A 17910-nucleotide genomic window follows, 5' to 3' on the forward strand; every position below is an offset into this window, starting at 1 on the left:
ATGCAGGTTCCTGTCCGTGTTGAGGTGGACGAGAAGAAGAACTTCACCATCTCGGTTGGTATTCCACCCACGACAGCGCTCATCATGAAAGAAGCAGGCGTTGAAAAAGGCTCTGGTGAGCCAAATACCAAAATTGTCGGGGACGTGTCACTTGAGGCTGCTGTCACGATTGCCAAAATGAAACTTGATGACATGCTCTCCTATGATCTCAAGAATGCGGTCAAGGAAGTTGTCGGTACCTGCGTATCGCTTGGTATTACAGTTTCAGGCAAAAAACCCAAAGATATGCTCAAAGAGATAGATTCGGGCGCTCATGACGCAGTTCTCGTGGGATAGAATCGATATGTAACCATAGAAGATCGTGGAATCGATCACGGTCGCATCACTATGGAGGAACCTGATGGTAGAGAAGAGCGTCCTTATTGACGCATTGAAAAAGGCAAAAGAACAGGCGCCTGAACGGAAATTCACCGAGAGTGTCGATATGACCATTAACCTGAAAAATATCGACATGTCTCAGCCGAAAAACCGTATTGATGAGACCATCCTCCTTCCCCACGGGAATGGAAGAGTAGTCAAGATAGCCGTTCTTGGTTCTGGTGACATTGTCACTCAGGCACGAGAATCCGGCGTTGAACTCATCATGGGGCCGGAAGAAATTGAGCGCCTTGGAGGTGCCCCTCGTGAAGCACGTAAAGTTGCATCCGAGCATCAGTTTTTCCTTGCAGAAACGCAGGTTATGAGTCTTGTCGGAAGATGGCTTGGTCCACGACTTGGTCCACGAGGCAGAATGCCCCAGCCGATCCCCGCCGGTACGGATATCCGTCCGATCGTGGAGCGTCTTAGGAAATCTGTCAAAATCAGAACCAAGGACAAGATGTCATTCTCACTCAAGGTAGGAACAACCGCCATGAGTGAAGAGGAGATTGCAGAGAACATCGATGCAGTCCTCAAGCGTATTCTCTCAAAACTTGAGATGGGTGACTTCCAGGTCAGATCGGTCTATGTCAAGACAACGATGGGGCCGTCTGTGAAGGTGGAGTTATAATGGCATTGTATACCGCACATCTGCCCCAGTGGAAGAAGGATGAGATTACCACTATCAAGCGTCTCTCCAGCGAATATAAGCTGGTCGGACTGGTTGATATGTATGGTATCCCAGCCAGACAGGTGCAGGATATCAGAAGAAATCTTCGCGGGAAAGCCGAACTGATTATGACCCGTAACACCCTCATCGAACATGCATTCGGTGAGATCGGGGGATCCATAACAGACCTCTCTTCACACTTATCCGGGCATTCTGCTCTCATCTTTACTAATGAGAATCCTTTCAAGCTCTACAGCATGCTTGAAAAGACTAAAACAAAGATGGCAGCACGTCCCGGAGAGACTGCACCGGAAGATATCGTCGTTTCAAAAGGACCGACCAGTTTCCGTCCAGGTCCAATCGTCGGTGAGCTTCAGCAGGCCGGCATTCCTGCAGCAATTGAGGCAGGAAAAGTTACCATTCGTGAAACAAAAACGGTGGTAAAAGCTGGTCAGGAGATCAACAAAAAACTTGCAGATGCACTTGCAAAGCTGGATATCAAACCGATGGATGTCGGTCTTATCCTGCAGGCAGCCTTCTACGAAGGAAGTATCTACGAGTCTGATGTTCTAGCAATCGACGAGACTGCATTCTATAACAGCATCATCACCGCTGCAACCCACGCCTTTAATCTGTCAGTCAATGCTGCATACCCAACCCGGGATACCGCATCTGCACTGCTGACCAAGGCTGTCCGTGAAGCACGCGGAGTTGGTGTCGAGGCTGCAGTCACCAGTAGTGACATAATCGATGCAGTTCTAGGAAAGGCACAGGCTCAGGCCATGGCTCTCCAGAATGTTGTCGGATAATCAATATGCAAACAATACGAGTAATCGGAAAAATATTTAGGTGAATTAACATGGAGTATGTATACGCTGCACTCCTTCTGCACAAGGCAGGAAAGGAGATCAACGAATCCTCTGTTCAGGCAGTACTTTCTGCCGCTGGTATCGCTGTCAACGAATCACGTGTCAAGGCACTTGTCGCATCCCTTGATGGTGTCGACATTGAGGACGCAATCAGCAAGGCAGCAGCAGAAGAAGCACCAGCTGAAGACAAGAAGGCAGAAGAAGAGAGTGGAATGGCAGGGCTTGGTGCTCTGTTCGGCTAAACTCTTTTCTTTTTTCTCTTCGACACAATTACTGTTCGGTCCAGTTTCTCAATTCATTAAAAAAAAGAAATTCTTTTCTGTAAAAATCAGGGGCTCATAGCCGTTGCATTATACGGCGGGTTCATCTCATCATACGAAACACCAAATCTTTTCAGAATCGTCGGTGTGATATCTTTCTGATCTCCGGTCAGATTATATCCCGGTTCATTGGTCACCATCCAGAGAGAGATCTGTCCGGTATGATCTTTGGGACCGGTATTGAATCCATGATCGGTGGTAATATACAGGACAGTCTTATCTGATATTCCAAGATCTTTAAGTGCCTGCAGAATGCTTCCGGTTGCTTCGTCTATCTTCAGTATTGCAGCAATCTGCTGAGGAGATCCTGCCCCATAGGCATACCCTGCATCTGCTGCATCCCTGAAATGAGCGAAGATAAAAAAGCGTCCCAGAGATCCAAAGTGATAGACAGATTCAGATGCAACCGATCCGACAAGGCCGGCATCACTGTTCCGGTCATAGTAATAATCAACCACCTTGCCTGCATGATAAAAGGGCAACCCTTTGAGCATCCCAAGACTTCTCTCCTGTGATGCCACAATAGCAGTACTGATATTATCTGACCCGAATGCATCTTCAAGCCGTTCAAAAACCGTCATCCCGTGAGGGATCTCACCATATCGCATACTTTTAAAAACTCCGGTCTGTTCCGGTGAATAACCAGTCAGAATCTGGGCGTGACCAGCCATGGTATCTGGATAATGATCGGTAATTGATATGTTGATAAAACTGCCAGTTTTTAAAAGAGAGGAGAGATGAGGCAGAGACCCGGTTTCAAGAAGATTTTGGAGGGTGTCTTTTGAAATACCATCCCATGAGATGAGGATAATACCCCGTGGATCCGAAGGAACTGCAGAAACATTCCCAATAATGATACAAATCAGCAGAAAAAGGACAACCACACTCTTTCTTTTGGTATTACACAGATGGTCTTTCATATCAGAACAGACTCCGTCCATAACGCTGACCAATTTTCATAAAATAAGACTGATGATACTCCTCCGCAGGCCAGAAAGTTTCTGCCGGAACAACCTCTGTAGCAATTGCGGCATGATATCGACCTGACTGGTTCATCTCGCTAATAAATTTTTCTGCCTCCTCTTTTTGTTCAGGTGAGGTATAGAAGATGACGGAGCGGTACTGGCTGCCGACATCAGGCCCCTGCCTGTTTATTTCTGTTGGATTATGCAGGGAGAAGAAAATTTCCAGAAGTTGCCGATAGGTTATTGCCGCATCATCATATTCAAGAGCAATTGTCTCTGCATGACCGGTCGTATCTGAACAGACATCCTGATAGGTTGGTTCTGTTGTATGCCCTCCCATATATCCGACTTTGGTATGAATTACTCCCGGTATATTCTGAAATCCTGCTTCAATGCCCCAGAAACAGCCACCAGCAAAAAAGGCAATTCCCATATACCGATCTTGGTCTGAAAACTATTTAGTGAGATGGGTGAAGAAAAATTTAAACTATAAAGGAAATTGTTCATTATGAAATATTCTTTAACCGGGCTTTTCAGCCTGCTCATATTTCTCTTCTGCGTATCACAGGTTAATGCAGATTTAAGAACAATCTCACCAGGAGGGACTGTTTTTCTTGGAGAAGAGGGACTTGACATTTCTGCAACCGGTGTTATGAACGGAGGGCAGATTGGATGGTGGGCACCGGGGAGCAGCAGAAGTTCAGACCCGACGGAACTCATGACTGTATCATCCCCGGACTCATTTTATGTATCGCCATCAGCCTTTTCAGGGAAAGAGGGGCTCTGGTACTCCTGGCCCGAAGGCAGCCCGGTATTCCAGGTAAAAAGGCCACAAGTATCGGTCAGAGTATATGATGAGACTGCAGATTTTGATGCAACAGGAAAATGGATACCAAGAGGAGATGCGGTATCATTCCGGATATCTTCAAATGTCTATGAAGCAAACTCCCGCGGAGGTCCGGACGGGCAGGTGGATATCGTTCTCACCAGTCCTGAAGGTGCAAAATACTCATCCGTATCAGGCCCGTCCGGATCTTTCAGCCTGTCCGGGATTCCGCTTACCTCTTCATTAACCTCCACCGGTCCGGTCTGGAGTACCGGGGGAGTTACCGTCGGGACCTGGACCGTTCAGGCAGAATTATCAATGAACCGCATTAAGGATAATATGCCTGACCTGGGGGCAGGGATATCAGTTCCTGTGGAAGTTCTTATTCAGAATGTCAATCCCCTGATTAAAGCACCGGTTGCGATTGAGATTGGAACCCCTGAACCGGATAGAACTCCAATAGTGACACAAACAACAGGTCCCGCATATTCAACCCCGGTTACAAAACCTGCAACCCCGGTCCAGACTTTAGAGACACAGATACAAACACCTGCACCAGCCTTCACACCTGTTCCAACCCCTACCTCTACAACCGAACACACTATCGAACCAACACCGGTGAAAACACCTGAATCAACACCAGTCCCTGAACCAACCAAAGCCCCGCTTGGTATACTCTCAATCATTGGAGCAGGTTTCGTTCTGATGGTTCTGAGAAGACCTTGAAAATATTTTCTGTCCCCGGATTTCATCGCCCTCTCAATAAATACATATTTTACCAGCGAACAGAATAGTAGTGTAAGAGATGTCCCACCTGAAACTACCGATAGGTATCCAGTCTTTTACTGAAATCAGAACCGGGGAATATGTCTATATAGATAAAACGCCCCTGATTCACTCATTGGTACAATCAGGAAAATATTACTTTCTTTCACGACCCCGGCGTTTTGGAAAAAGTCTCCTCATCGATACAGTAGATGCGGCTTTTTCTCAGAAACGGGATCTCTTTTCAGGACTTTTTCTGGACAGTTCTGATTCAAATTGGGACTGGAGCAGAAAAAACCCTGTTTTGAGAATTGACTGGTCACTTTCATCCCCACGGACACCGGAAGAATTAAAAACGCAGATACATGAACTCATCTCTTCCTGGGCAAGAACCTGGGATTTTGAACCTTTTGAAACATCAATAGGCGGACGAGTTTCTTCGATAATCAGAGAGATACACAAAAAAACCGGTGAAAAGATCGTTATCCTTGTAGATGAGTACGACAAGCCAATCCTTGACACCCTGGAAGATCCTGCTCGTGAAGCTGAGATGCGGGATATCCTGCGGGACTTTTATGGAGTCATAAAACCGCTCGATTCTCATATCAGGTTTGTTTTTATCACAGGTGTATCGAAATTTATTAAAACCGGTATCTTTTCCGGATTAAATAATCTTCAGGATATTACCCTTGACTTCCGGTACTCCACCATCTGCGGATATACAGAAGAGGATATTAGGACCTCCTTCGCATTCTGGTATTACCAATATGATCCTGATCTCATCCGTGATTGGTACAACGGGTACTCCTGGACCGGTAATTCAGTCTATAACCCCTTTGATATTCTTTTGTTTTTTGATTCAGGTATCTTCAGACCATACTGGTTCGAGACAGGAACGCCATCATTTCTCCTGAAAAATTGGCTGAATGAGCCACGATTACCAGCGGAGTATGACGGAATGATATCAGGTGATGAGATTCTCCTGTCATTTAACCCGGAAAAGATAACGGTTGAAACCTTATTATTTCAGACCGGATACCTCACCATCAGATCCTGGTCATCTGATGGCATCAGAGGGTTTCGATGTACACTCGGGTATCCAAACAAAGAAGTGAGAACATCTCTCAACCTCCTGTTCTCTGAGGCTCTTTCCGGTTATTCACTCTCTGATAATCGTGATATATTGTTTTCGATTCTGGAAACCGGGGATGAAGAAGGATTACATGCTCACCTTCAGTCTTTCTTCGCATCAATTCCTCATGACTGGTACCGGAAAAACCCCATTACAAGATATGAAGGTTATTGGGCAAGTCTGATATATTCGTATATTGCAAGTCTGGGATACGAAGTGATACCAGAAGATACGACAAATAAAGGGCGGATAGATCTGACGGTAAAAACCTCATCATATATCTGAATCTTCGAATTTAAAGTCAAAGGCATTGGGATGAAGGGAAGAAAACCCCCTCTTGATCACATACACGATCATGGATATGCCGAAAAATACCTGCGAGACCCCCGGCAGAAGAAAAAGATCGGTATTGTATTTGATCCGGAATCGCGAAATATTGAATCCTGGAACGTAGGATAAATATTTTTTTTCATATAACAGTTGTCCACATGAAGTATCAGGACCGATAATTATCTTAGATCGTAAGTAATAATGAATACTATGAATCTTGGAGCGACGATTATCAAATCTCGGCGGAGCGTCAGATCATACATTGATAAACCACTCAGCGATGAAATTATTAAAGAAACCCTTGAATGTGGTCGTCTGGCTCCGACAGCAATGAATCTGCAGCCCTGGCTTCTTGGTGTTGTAACAGACCGTGATCTGCTGAAAAAAATAGCAGATATCACCGATCATGGGAAATTCATCGCTGAAGCAGCTGCCTGTTTTGTCACATGCGGCGATAAAAATGCAAAATATTATCTGGAAGACTGCTGTGCAGCAACCATGAACATGATCACCTGTCTGCAAGCCTATGGTGTCGGAAGCTGCTGGGTAGCCGGCGACAAAAAAGAGTATGGGGCTGAGATCTGTAAACTTCTGGAGATACCAGAGCCCTATTCATTAACATCACTCATTCCGGCAGGCTATCCAAAAGAAGTAAAAGTTCCAAGTAAAAAACCGGGAAAAGAGATCTTCTTTACCAACCGGTGGTCACCGGAAGAAAAATAAGGGATTTTATAATCCAATCTTGATTTTACCGTCCAATGCCATTATATTGACTGGAATAACTTGACTACATCAGTATAGTCAATTCTGTTATTTCCTGAAAAGTCAAATGCTGCCACCGGTTCATTTTTGCTGATCCAGTCCATCTGCTTAAAGAAGGTCACCACGTCAGAGTAATCCGCCCGTCCATTTCCGTTCACATCCTCATACTTCCCGTCACCATTGAGGTCTTTTGGTGGCTGGCTCATACCAGGAAGGGCAACAACACCTGAAGATGACCCGCCACCACCAAGGGCTTTGTAGAGATTAATTCTTCCACCAGAGACTGTTTTTCCAGAGAAGGCAGGGAGTTTGTCGACGGTATCCATAATCTTAGCCTTCAGAGCTGCAGGAGTCATCGATGGATTCTTCGAGAGCAGAAGGGCAGCAAGTCCTGCAACATGGGGTGTTGCCATTGAGGTCCCTTTCATCTTCACATACTGATGACCAAGTGATGTCGGATACGTGGACATGATCCAGTCTCCAGGAGCCGCGACGTCTACCGTGGCTGCGCCATAATTAGAGAATGAAGGTATCCCGTCCTTTGCATCAGATGCTGCAACCGAAATAATCTGGGGAGAATCAAAACCTGATGGATAATGCGGTGTGATATCATTGTTGGATCCCGCATTTCCTGCAGCACAGGGGAACAGAATATTGGTTGAAGCAATCGCATCCCCGAGTGCCTGACTTTTTGCAGTTCCTCCCCATGAACAACTGATAACATTGGCTCCCATCCGTCGTGCATAGGCGATGGCATTCAGCGATGCTGCGGTATCTCCGTTTCCATCGGCCCGGAGGAACTTTAGAGGCATGATCTTTACTTTCCAGGCAACACCAGCAATCCCTACACCGTTATTTCCAATCGCTCCAATCACTCCTGCACAATGGGTTCCATGTCCGTTGTCATCCATCGGGTCATTATCGTTGTTGATAAAGTCATATCCGTGAACATCATCCACATACCCGTTCCCGTCATCATCAATTCCGTTGTTTGGAATCTCACCCGGGTTTGTCCAGATATTTCCCGCCAGATCTGGATGGTTATAATCCACACCAGTATCGATGACGGCGACTACTATGGTATTTGATCCGGTAGTAATGTCCCAGGCCTTTGAGGCTCCAATATCAGCACCACTCATCCCCCCGGTCTGGCCGGTGTTGGAAAGAGCCCATTGTTCTGAAAATTTCGGATCATTTGGAAATGACAGAGCAGAAAGCGCTCCTATCTCATCTGGTCCTGCCGGTTCTGTCTCCGGAAGTGATAATGAGATGATATAATTCGGCTCTGCATAGGCGACATATGGTGAACTTTCAAGTTCTGCGATGGCCTCTTTTACTGATATCGGCCCCTTTATATCGAGTGCCTGGAGATTGGAAAGACCTTCATCTGAAAAATCGGTGGCTACTTCTGCCCCCAGCGCTTCAAGAGCAACCGGCCCTGATCCTTCAGCTGCAAGTGCTGCAACAGTCCCGTCTTTATACTTGACGATGACTTCGCCTGGCACATACGGAGCAGTTGCCTGCTCTCCGGTCCCATTTGAAGATTCAGATATTTCATCAGCATATACACCGGATATCAGACCTGAAAACAATAATCCGGTCAATAATAGAAGAGTTAACAGATATCGAAAATGCGCGAACTGCATGTTCATCCCCCACAAAGACAGCCGGTACAGACTGTATGTACTAGGATCTATAAATTCAGAGAGATTTAAGTATCTTCCCTGAAGGGTATGGCAGACATTTTTCCAGGGCATACAATTATGAAAAGGAAAACAATTATCCAAGGAACCGGTAACGTGTACCTATGAACCGGTCTGTACTCCAGGTCGCGCTGGATCTGGTTGAACTTGACCGAGCTATTACAATAGCCGGTGAAGCTGTTCTGGGAGGTGCTGACTGGCTGGAAGTTGGAACTCCCCTCATTAAAAGTGAAGGGATGAGAGCCGTATCAGCTTTGAAATCAGCATTTCCTGACCGGCAGATCATTGCTGATATGAAAACCGCCGACACCGGGGCAATCGAAGTAGAGATGGCAGCAAAGTCAGGAGCAGATATCGTCTGTGTCCTCGGAGCATCAGATAATTCTGTCATTGCCGAATCGGTCCGGGCTGCACGAAAATACGGGGTGAAGATCATGGCTGACCTCATCTCGGTTCCAAACCCTTCAGGCAGGGCCGGTGAACTTGAACAGCTCGGTGTGGATTACATCTGTGCTCATACCGGTATTGACCAGCAGATGACCGGTACAGACTCACTTGACCTTCTCATGAAAGTCATCAGGGAAGTAAGCATACCGGTCGCTGCAGCTGGTGGAATATCAGAAAAAACAGCACCCGGAGCAATAGCTGCAGGGGCCTTTATTGTCATTGTTGGTGGTTCCATTATCAGGTCATCTGATGTCACCGGTTCTACGCGCAGAATTAAGGAGGCCATGAATCAGCCGGTTCCCTATGCCGGCCCTGAGATCTCTCGGGAAGATGAGATTCGGGAGATCCTCAGGTATGTCTCATCATCCAATGTATCTGATGCCATGCACCGGAAAGGAGCCATGACAGGAATGATTCCCCTTTGCCCGGGAACAAAAGCCATCGGGAAGGCGGTCACGGTGCAGACTTTTGCCGGAGACTGGGCAAAACCGGTGGAGGCAATTGATATCGCGTTACCAGGTGATGTCATCGTCATTAATAACGACAAGGGGACACATGTTGCTCCCTGGGGAGAACTTGCAACCATCTCGTGTCTTAACCGGGGAATTAGTGGTGTTATCATTGATGGAGCAGTCAGGGATGTTGATGATATCAAAAAGATGCAGTACCCCCTCTGGTCCACGGCAATGGCCCCGAACGCCGGAGAGCCAAAAGGATTTGGTGAGATTGGGTCTGAAATCCAGTGTGGTGGCCAGACGGTGAACCCTGGAGACTGGATCATCGCCGATGAAAGTGGTGTTGTGGTCATCCCGAAAACCCGTGCATATGAGATTGCAAGGCGTGCCAAAGAGGTTTATAATACGGAACTTCGGATCAGGCAGGAACTCAGACAGGGAAAGACACTTTCACAGGTCATGAATCTTCTCCGGTGGGAGAAGCATTCCTAATTTTTCCGAATTCTATCATTTTTTTTTGATTTATTAGAGGACCGGAATTGCATTCGCAGATATATTATATAGTAACTAAATCATATAGTGACTAAGCAAAATGGAAGATAATCAAAACATCCGTGATCTATACCAGATCTGGATGCGTCTTATGAATAAGTTAAGCGAATCTGAAAAACTGCCCAGAAATTACGGGATTGAAGAACTAATGACCCCATCAGATATTCATCTTATCCAGGCAATCGGAGCCAATCCTGAATATAATATCCGGGCAATTTCAGATATTCTTGGCATTACACCAGGTGCAGCATCTCAACAGGTGACCAAACTGGCAAAACGAGGTCTGGTAACAAAAAACAGGGGCGTAAAAAATGAGAAGGAAGTGTTTCTGACACTGACGCCTCTCGGAGAGGAAGCATTTCAGCATCATGAAACGCTTCATGAAGAAATTTATCAGCGGATTATCAGCAGAATAGAACCTCTGGAAACCAAAGAGATACAAACTATGAAACGGGTGCTCCTGGCTATGGAATCGGTGTATGAAGAACGACTCTGCGAAGTCAGAAGAGAACTTGCGCAGCACAATGCCCGGAATGAGGCAGATGAATGTATGGGGGACTCATCATGAGTGCCTTTCGCCGGATTGGGGAACTGACCATCGCCCACCTGATCAACGATATTTATGCACCGGTCCTGATGGCCCTCCAGCCGGTACTGATCACCATATATGGATATGGTTATTTTGAGGCGGCATTACTCCCGGTCGTTCATAGTCTGACATCATCCCTCTTACAGCCACTTTTTGGATATCTTGCAGATAACAAAGGAATTAAAGTGAGTATCGGAATATCCATCCTTCTTTCCGGTATAGGAGTATCTCTTCTGGGTCTGATTCCAGACCAGTATTATATCATGCTCCTGTGTGTTACCCTTTCAGGGATTGGACATGCAAGTTTTCACCCCGGTGCTCTCTGTCAGGTCAGCATTCTTGCAACCGGAAGTTCCCGTGGGAAACTTACCTCGCTCTTTGTGGTGGGTGGGAACATGGGAATGGCTCTTGGGCCCATCATCGCCGGGATAATCCTGACAACCGGAGGGGTTCCTCAGGTCATCTGGCTGATTATCCCTGCTGTAGCAACCGCTTTATTCCTGCACATAAACCCGCTTGCGGATTCCTGTAACATAAAACAGGAGAACACATCCGAAGGAGAAGAGAACTGGAGGCCGGTCATGCTCCTCTTCACCGGAGCTACCCTTCGATCCTGGGTTACCTTTGGAGCTATGACCTTTTTACCCACATATCTGGTGCTCGAAGGATATTCGCTCCTTGAAGCGACTACTTTAGTAAGTATCATGATGATAGCCGGTGTTGCCGGTCAGTTATCAGGTGGTGCTCTTTCAGACCGGATTGGCCGGAAAAAAGTTATCGTCATCACCACATTAGCATCCATTCCGGCCTTCATCGCTATTCTTCTGACCCATGGATTGTTTTTAATTATATCCATGATGATCTTCGGGTTTTTACTCTGGTCGTCTTTCTCGGTCACCATCGCATTATCCCACGAGATGATACCTTCCAAGATAGGGCTGATTTCGGGATTATTCCTTGGAATTGCCATGGGGGCCGGAGCAATCGGGGTATCGATATCAGGAGCTGTTGCTGATATGGCAGGGCTCTACACAAGCCTTGAAACGTTCCCGGTTATCCTTGCAATTTCGGTCATCATCTTCATGCTCGTCAAATCTCCCTCTGTTCATTCCAGCCAGGATTAATCTATTCTATCTTTTTTATGAAAGGTGACTTATGTAAGATTGCCTAATATACCTTAAGGTGAGGTGGATGTGGTCAGGGAAGAGTGTGAACATTCTTCTAATTATTGTATTGACTAGTGTATTGATAATAGGGGGGACTCTCTGCTCTGCGGATGAAGAAGATATCAGTAAGGGAGGGTTTGCTCCCCTGTCACTTCAATGGCAGAAGATAGCAGGAGCGGAGAATACTTCAGCAGATAGTCAGTACTGTTGCGGAAGCGGGCCGCTTCGGGAAAGCCCCGTGGATCTCTCCCATCTGATAGGGAAGAAGATTCGAAGTCTGTCTATTCTGGCGGATTATCCATCAAAATTTGATCTTCGGGATTCAAAACGGGTCCCTGCTATCCGAGACCAGGGGCAGAGCGGGAGCTGCTGGGATTTTGCGGCAGTAAAATCTCTTGAATCATCTCTTCTTCCTGAAGTTGCCAAAGATTTTTCTGAGAACAACCTGAAAAACCATGTCTCTGTGTATGATCCTGAAGGGTTCGATTTTGCCGATGGGGGAAATGATCTTATGGCTGCTGCCTATTTCCTGCGGGGTTCTGGACCGGTACCGGAAAAACTGGATCCATATAATCCATATTCTTTTATTTCACCCCAGAATCTCCCGGTAGAGACACGGGTCAGTGATGTTCCGATGATACCCGGACGCTCCGGCCCGACCGATAATGAAAATGTAAAGTGGGCTCTGGTAAATCTTGGCTGTCTGTACTCTACTATCCTGTATGATGACCAGTACTTCAATACCGAAACAAATGGGTATTACAATCCTGACGGAACTACTCCCAATCATGCGATCTCCATTATCGGCTGGGATGATACCTATCCTGCATCCAATTTTAATACTGAACCGGCAGGAGACGGAGCATTTATCTGTGCAAACAGCTGGGGGACAAACTGGGGAGATAAAGGATTCTTTTACATATCATATTACGACACTCTGATTGCAAAGCGGATCTCCGCATTTACTGCAGCAACCGATAATACCGACGGTAGTTATGGATATGATCCATTAGGCTGGGTGAACAGTTTCGGATTTGGATTTGCCGATGCCTCTGCTGCAAATGTGTTCACTGCTGATGCTGATATCGAGGTTACGAGTGCCGGGTTTTACATCCCACAGGTCGGAACCAGTGTTACCGCATCAGTATACCTCAATCCGGATAACGGACCGGTAGGAGATTCTTCGGTGGCAACATCAAATGGAGAAGTCTATCAGATTCCCGGCTATCACTCACTTCAGTTTGATCTTCCGGTAAAGGTAAAGAAAGGTGAGAAATTCTCTATAGTTGTTGATTTTAACACACCGGACTATGGATTTCCCATCCCGGTTGAATATCCGGTGCCAGGGTACAGCAGCAAAGCGACTGCACAGCCGGGACAGAGTTATGTGAAAACATCCACTGGAAAATGGTCTGATCTGACGACCTGGGATCCTCAGGGGAATGCATGTATTCGTGCAGGATACCGGCTGATATCAGGGCCAAAAGCAGATTTTTACGCAGAACCAACCAGTGGAAGTGCCCCGCTGACGGTAACGTTCCATGATATCTCTACCGGAAACCCTGAACGCTGGCTCTGGCAGTTTGGTGACGGATCTACTTCTACTGAACAAAATCCCATCCATACGTACTCATACAATGGAGTATACTCCGTTACCCTCACCAGTGATACCCCGGCCGGAGAATCTATGATGGTAAAGAAGAATTATATCACCGTCTCCGAACCGACAAAGATAATCGTTCCCGATGACCATTCACTTATTCAGGAAGCTATCAACACCGCTCCACCAGGATCTACTATTCTTGTCAGATATGGATATTATCCTGAAAAACTGACTATAAACAAACCAATAACCCTTATTGGAGAGAGCAGTGCCGATGGACAAAAACCTATCATTGATGCACAATTTACCGGAACACCAGTCAGCATCACTGCCGCCGGAGTTACGGTTGAGAACTTTTCCCTGACCGGAGCATGGTCTGAAACTGCCATCCGCCCTGGTGTTGCAGTCAGAGGGAACAAAGCGGTTATCAAAAATAACTGGATCTTTGAGAATTACGCTGGAGTGAGGTTTGAAAGTGTTGCCGGAGGAATTCTTGATGGAAATATCATCTGGAACTCAACCAGCAATGCAATCTACGGAGAGTCCAGTTCTTATCTTGATATCTCAAATAATACCGTCGTCTGGACAAAAGAGTCGTCAGCGGTCAGGCTTGTATCCGCATACAACTCCGTTGTCAAAGGAAATGCAATCGCAGAAAATAAAAAAGCAGGACTTTCAGTTACCGGAACCGGGGTGACCGTCTATGATAATTACCTGAATAATACCCAGAATGTTGCTCTGACATCAGATACGAAAGTTACCTGGAATATTCCAAAGACAACCGGACCCAATATTGTTCTCGGCCCGTATATCGGGGGTAATTTCTGGGCTGCACCGGATGGGACCGGATTTTCAGAGACACACAAAGATGAAAACGGTGATGGTTTTTGTGATGAGGTCTACCGGATTTTGGGAGATAATGTAGATGAGCTACCTCTCGCTATTCCCGATTCCGTGCCTCCCTCTGCATCATTTGAGGCTGAACCAAGGACCGGGAGTCTGCCGCTGACTGTACAGTTCAAAGATACATCACTCGGCACCATTGAGAGCTGGCTCTGGGATTTTGGAGATGATACATCCTCATCCGAGCGGCACCCTGTCCATGTATACGAGAATATCGGATCCTATAATGTAAACCTGACAGTTACCGGCCCGAAAGGGAGTGATACTGAGTTAAAACTCTCATACATCACAGTCACCGGCACCGGAAACAAATATGTCCTGACTTTGATGCCTGGCTGGAATTTTTTCACTCCGCCAAAATCACTCTCACCGGGAAGTGATACTGCCGCACTATTTGGATCCATAGAGACCAGCGGACACTCAATATTTGAATTTCCAAACCAGACATGGGGCTGGACAAAGGTAAACCGGGATACTGTGCTCCATCCGGTAACCGGATACTGGATTTACTCAAAGAACCGGGTGAACACGACTCTCTGGCTTGATCCAGTCAGTGGCGGCAAGAAAACGGTTGAACCAGGATGGAACGCCATCGGATCTCCGGGAACCGGACCGGTTAAGGCTAAGGATGCAATGAGTACTCTGGGAGAGAGATGGACCTATCTCATCGGATATGATGAGGGTATGCAAAAATACGAGGACGTGATAATCAGGAAGGGATCAGGGATTCATTCGGATGACCGCCTTCTCAAATCAGGACATGGATACTGGCTTTATGCTACGGGGGCGGGAGATATCTATGCCGCATAACCCTAATTTCTCTGAGAAGAAAGACTCATCGGGAGATAAGATTATACACTTAACTGATGATTTCTAACAGAAACTGGTTGATCTTATTTGCTCTCTCCTTATGTTGCACTTCCTTTCTTCTTTTTCTTCTTCATTATGAGGTCTTTCATGATGTTCACCATATTCTTATCTATACCATCCATGACCTGGCTTTCCTACCAATAGAAGTCCTCCTTGTGACTTTGATTTTACATCAGATGCTTGAGCACCGGGCTATGAAGAACAAACTCAATAAACTGAACATGGTAATCGGAGTTTTTTTTTCAGAGATCGGAACTCCACTGCTCAGGTTTTTTTCTGAACATGACAAAAATCATACAGAAAAGATAACTTTTTTTTCATCAATGAAAACGTGGGATATACCACAATATCAGAAAAAACAAAAAGAGGTACTAACCCTGCCATGTTCGGTCACCATAACCTTACATGATCTGATTCCCCTGAGAAATCTGTTGGTGATGAAAGAAGATCTTCTGGTCAGGATGCTGGAAAACCCGGTACTTTTAGAGCATGAATCTTTCACCGATGTCTTGCAGGCAGTTTTTCACCTGACCGAAGAACTCAAGCACCGGGGAGAGTGTACAAACCTGCCTGATAGTGATATAGGTCATGTATCGGGGGATATAAGCCGGGCTTATTCTATGATGATCCCAGTCTGGCTCTCATACCTCACATATCTGAAAATTCATTATCCTTATCTGCATTCTCTTGCAGTGCGGACAAATCCATTTACCGAAACCGAGGATGTGATTATCAGGGAGTAAAAATGTCCAATCGCTTTATCATAGTGAAAAAATATTATCAGAAGACCAATTTAGGTTTTTTCATATCTGCCGGCTGGTTCAATGGAGATGACAACTATCTCTTGAACCATCTGCGTTTCAGGGTCAAGGACCGGGCTGTATGTCCTGATAAAGCTCCGGGTATCTTCGGTATATCGCTCACAAACTGATTGTTTTGTAACAATGACCTTTTGAATATGATATTCAAACCGATCGGTTGCTGCTTTATCATGGTAATCCCCATAATAAGTCCCGATATATCCTCCGGTAATCCCCAGCCTTTTCTGGTGATGAGAATTCATAAATATATACCTGCATTCAGGATCGACGGCATACACTGAGTCCTGCATGGCTTCAACAAGGATTTTATAATGTTCTTCAAGGGTACTGACCGTCTTTTCAAGCGTCCGGGTATGAGTGATCTCAGTAGAAATTACCGTAGCTGCAATGGTAAGACCAAGGATTTCATTCCTGACCGGGCTGATGGTTCTGACAAACCACCGATCACCTTTTCTATATTCATCATGAACCGGTCTGCTCTCTTCGATGACCACTTTTATGAGATTTAAAAAATGCCCGGTTTCTTCATCTGAATGAAGATCTTCATAGTAATAATTATGAAAATCCTGGTCACTGATTCCAAGACGGGCTTTATGATGAGAGTTCATGAAAAGATATTTGCCCCTCTTGTCAACCATGTAGATAGAATCCTGAGTACATTCCACAAGGGTTTTATAATTTGTTTCAGACTGGATGAGGGCTTCTTCTATCCTCTTTCTCATAACAGCCTGATGAATCATATTCCGAAGCTCGGCAAACTGAACTTTTGGTTCAGACCCTTTCTGAAGGTAAAAATCAGCCCCTGAATTTAATGCCTCGATAACAATTTCTTCCCGGCTTCTTCCGGTAAAGATGATGAAGGGTTTTTCAAGTCCCATCCTCTTGATGGTTTTTAAAAATTCAATCCCATCCATCTGGGGCATTTCATAATCAGAGACAATAGCATCATATTTATGCTCACGGAGCATTTCTATCGCAGTTATAGCCGATGTGCTGGTTTCAACTACGATGTCCCCGCCCCTTTCAAGAAAGATCCGGGTTATATCCAGAAGTTCTGCCTGGTCATCAACAAGCAGAATTTTTATGACCGTCATATGCACAGAGGGATGTTCATGATCCAAATAAAGACAATCGCCATTTTTTATGAGATTGTAATGTACCATTGTACCTCTTACATAAAAAAGGGGTTGGATATGTCAACCATTATGCAAATAATTAAATATAGAAGGTAAAATATGTCGGTAATTATGAAGAGAGTACTTATAATAAGAAGCACATTTCATGTACACGCTATGGATTAATCTTTTTTCAAGTGAGTGATTCCATTACGTTCTCTAAATCATAATTCGTTATTCCGGATACTCCAAATTAGTTTGAATATATAGATATACTTTATCCTCCAATTATCATTCATACCCAATGAGACGAAGACTGGATCCAGACTCCCGGATACCCTGGCACCACAAAGTTTTACTCTGTTTATTTATTATATGCACCCCTCTGTCATGCGGGTGTGTTGAAGAAAAATCTCCGCAAATAAACGAGACCATCACTATCGGTATACTCCTTCCATTATCCGGTGAACTGGCCGGACGTGGAAATGAATGCCTGAACGGCTCTATTCTGGCTATTGAAGAGATAAATAAAAATGGAGGGATTCGATCCAAAGAAGGCCGCTTACTCAGATATATCATCGCTGACTCAAAAGGGAATGCAACCATTGGTGCGATGAAAACGAAAGAACT

16 protein-coding genes and 1 pseudogene are annotated in these 17910 nt (G+C 45.6%); 13 read left to right on the forward strand and 4 right to left on the reverse strand.

The window, feature by feature from the left end:
• The 4 genes from rpl11p to LDL35_RS03935 all read left to right on the forward strand — a co-directional run.
• Window positions 1-336, forward strand: a 336-nt coding sequence (gene rpl11p, locus LDL35_RS03920; RefSeq protein WP_304019677.1) for a 50S ribosomal protein L11, incomplete at its 5' end; no start/stop codon positions are given.
• A gap of 64 nt (window positions 337-400) precedes the next feature.
• Window positions 401-1048, forward strand: coding sequence for a 50S ribosomal protein L1 (locus LDL35_RS03925; protein WP_304019679.1), 648 nt, complete (start codon window positions 401-403; stop codon window positions 1046-1048).
• The gene (locus LDL35_RS03930) at window positions 1048-1896 is read left to right on the forward strand and encodes a 50S ribosomal protein L10 (protein WP_011447695.1); all 849 of its coding nucleotides are present in this window, start codon (window positions 1048-1050) and stop codon (window positions 1894-1896) included. Before LDL35_RS03925 ends, LDL35_RS03930 begins: the two co-directional genes overlap by 1 nt.
• A gap of 50 nt (window positions 1897-1946) precedes the next feature.
• Window positions 1947-2198, forward strand: coding sequence for a 50S ribosomal protein L12 (locus tag LDL35_RS03935; RefSeq protein WP_304019684.1), 252 nt, complete (start codon window positions 1947-1949; stop codon window positions 2196-2198).
• Between the two features lie 86 nt (window positions 2199-2284).
• Here LDL35_RS03935 and LDL35_RS03940 read toward each other — a convergent pair whose 3' ends face one another.
• Entirely contained in the window at window positions 2285-3196 is a 912-nt protein-coding gene (locus LDL35_RS03940; protein ID WP_304019685.1) for an alkaline phosphatase family protein, read from the reverse strand.
• A 1-nt stretch (window position 3197) separates the two neighbouring features.
• Window positions 3198-3674 carry a peptide-methionine (S)-S-oxide reductase MsrA gene (msrA, locus tag LDL35_RS03945; RefSeq protein ID WP_304019688.1) on the reverse strand — a complete coding sequence of 159 codons (477 nt, stop codon included), beginning with the start codon at window positions 3672-3674 and terminating at the stop codon, window positions 3198-3200.
• 75 nt (window positions 3675-3749) lie between these two features.
• On the opposite strand from msrA, the gene LDL35_RS03950 reads away from it, so the two are divergent.
• The 3 genes and pseudogenes from LDL35_RS03950 (at window position 3750) to LDL35_RS03960 (ending at window position 7017) form a co-directional block, all read left to right on the forward strand.
• Entirely contained in the window at window positions 3750-4793 is a 1044-nt protein-coding gene (locus LDL35_RS03950) for a DUF3821 domain-containing protein (protein WP_304019698.1), read from the forward strand.
• Between the two features lie 79 nt (window positions 4794-4872).
• Window positions 4873-6423, forward strand: a pseudogene (locus LDL35_RS03955) (ATP-binding protein).
• A 72-nt stretch (window positions 6424-6495) separates the two neighbouring features.
• Entirely contained in the window at window positions 6496-7017 is a 522-nt protein-coding gene (locus LDL35_RS03960) for a nitroreductase family protein (RefSeq protein ID WP_304019701.1), read from the forward strand.
• Between the two features lie 41 nt (window positions 7018-7058).
• Here the strand turns inward: LDL35_RS03960 and LDL35_RS03965 are convergent, their stop codons facing one another.
• Window positions 7059-8702: a S8 family serine peptidase gene (locus LDL35_RS03965; protein ID WP_304019704.1), complete on the reverse strand. Its 1644-nt coding sequence runs from the start codon at window positions 8700-8702 to the stop codon at window positions 7059-7061.
• 161 nt (window positions 8703-8863) lie between these two features.
• Here LDL35_RS03965 and hxlA point away from each other — a divergent pair, with 161 nt between their 5' ends.
• From hxlA to LDL35_RS03990, 5 genes are all read left to right on the forward strand, one after another.
• Entirely contained in the window at window positions 8864-10153 is a 1290-nt protein-coding gene (hxlA, locus tag LDL35_RS03970) for a 3-hexulose-6-phosphate synthase (RefSeq protein ID WP_304019707.1), read from the forward strand.
• Between the two features lie 151 nt (window positions 10154-10304).
• Window positions 10305-10781, forward strand: coding sequence for a MarR family winged helix-turn-helix transcriptional regulator (locus tag LDL35_RS03975; protein ID WP_304019710.1), 477 nt, complete (start codon window positions 10305-10307; stop codon window positions 10779-10781).
• On the forward strand, window positions 10778-11926 hold the full coding sequence (locus LDL35_RS03980; protein ID WP_304019713.1) for an MFS transporter: 1149 nt from the start codon (window positions 10778-10780) through the stop codon (window positions 11924-11926). The genes LDL35_RS03975 and LDL35_RS03980 overlap by 4 nt, the downstream gene beginning before the upstream one ends.
• A gap of 85 nt (window positions 11927-12011) precedes the next feature.
• The gene (locus LDL35_RS03985) at window positions 12012-15284 is read left to right on the forward strand and encodes a lectin like domain-containing protein (protein WP_304019716.1); all 3273 of its coding nucleotides are present in this window, start codon (window positions 12012-12014) and stop codon (window positions 15282-15284) included.
• Between the two features lie 77 nt (window positions 15285-15361).
• A complete protein-coding gene (locus LDL35_RS03990; protein WP_304019719.1) occupies window positions 15362-16087 on the forward strand; it encodes a hypothetical protein in 726 nt (241 codons plus the stop codon).
• Between the two features lie 50 nt (window positions 16088-16137).
• Here LDL35_RS03990 and LDL35_RS03995 read toward each other — a convergent pair whose 3' ends face one another.
• Window positions 16138-17259 carry a response regulator gene (locus LDL35_RS03995; protein WP_304019722.1) on the reverse strand — a complete coding sequence of 374 codons (1122 nt, stop codon included), beginning with the start codon at window positions 17257-17259 and terminating at the stop codon, window positions 16138-16140.
• Window positions 17260-17584: 325 nt separating this feature from the next.
• Between LDL35_RS03995 and LDL35_RS04000 the strand changes: the two genes are divergently transcribed.
• Window positions 17585-17910: ABC transporter substrate-binding protein (locus LDL35_RS04000; RefSeq protein ID WP_304019724.1), on the forward strand; the 326-nt coding region annotated here is incomplete at its 3' end.

Source organism: Methanospirillum hungatei (assembly GCF_020216685.1).
Classification (GTDB): domain Archaea; phylum Halobacteriota; class Methanomicrobia; order Methanomicrobiales; family Methanospirillaceae; genus Methanospirillum; species Methanospirillum hungatei_B.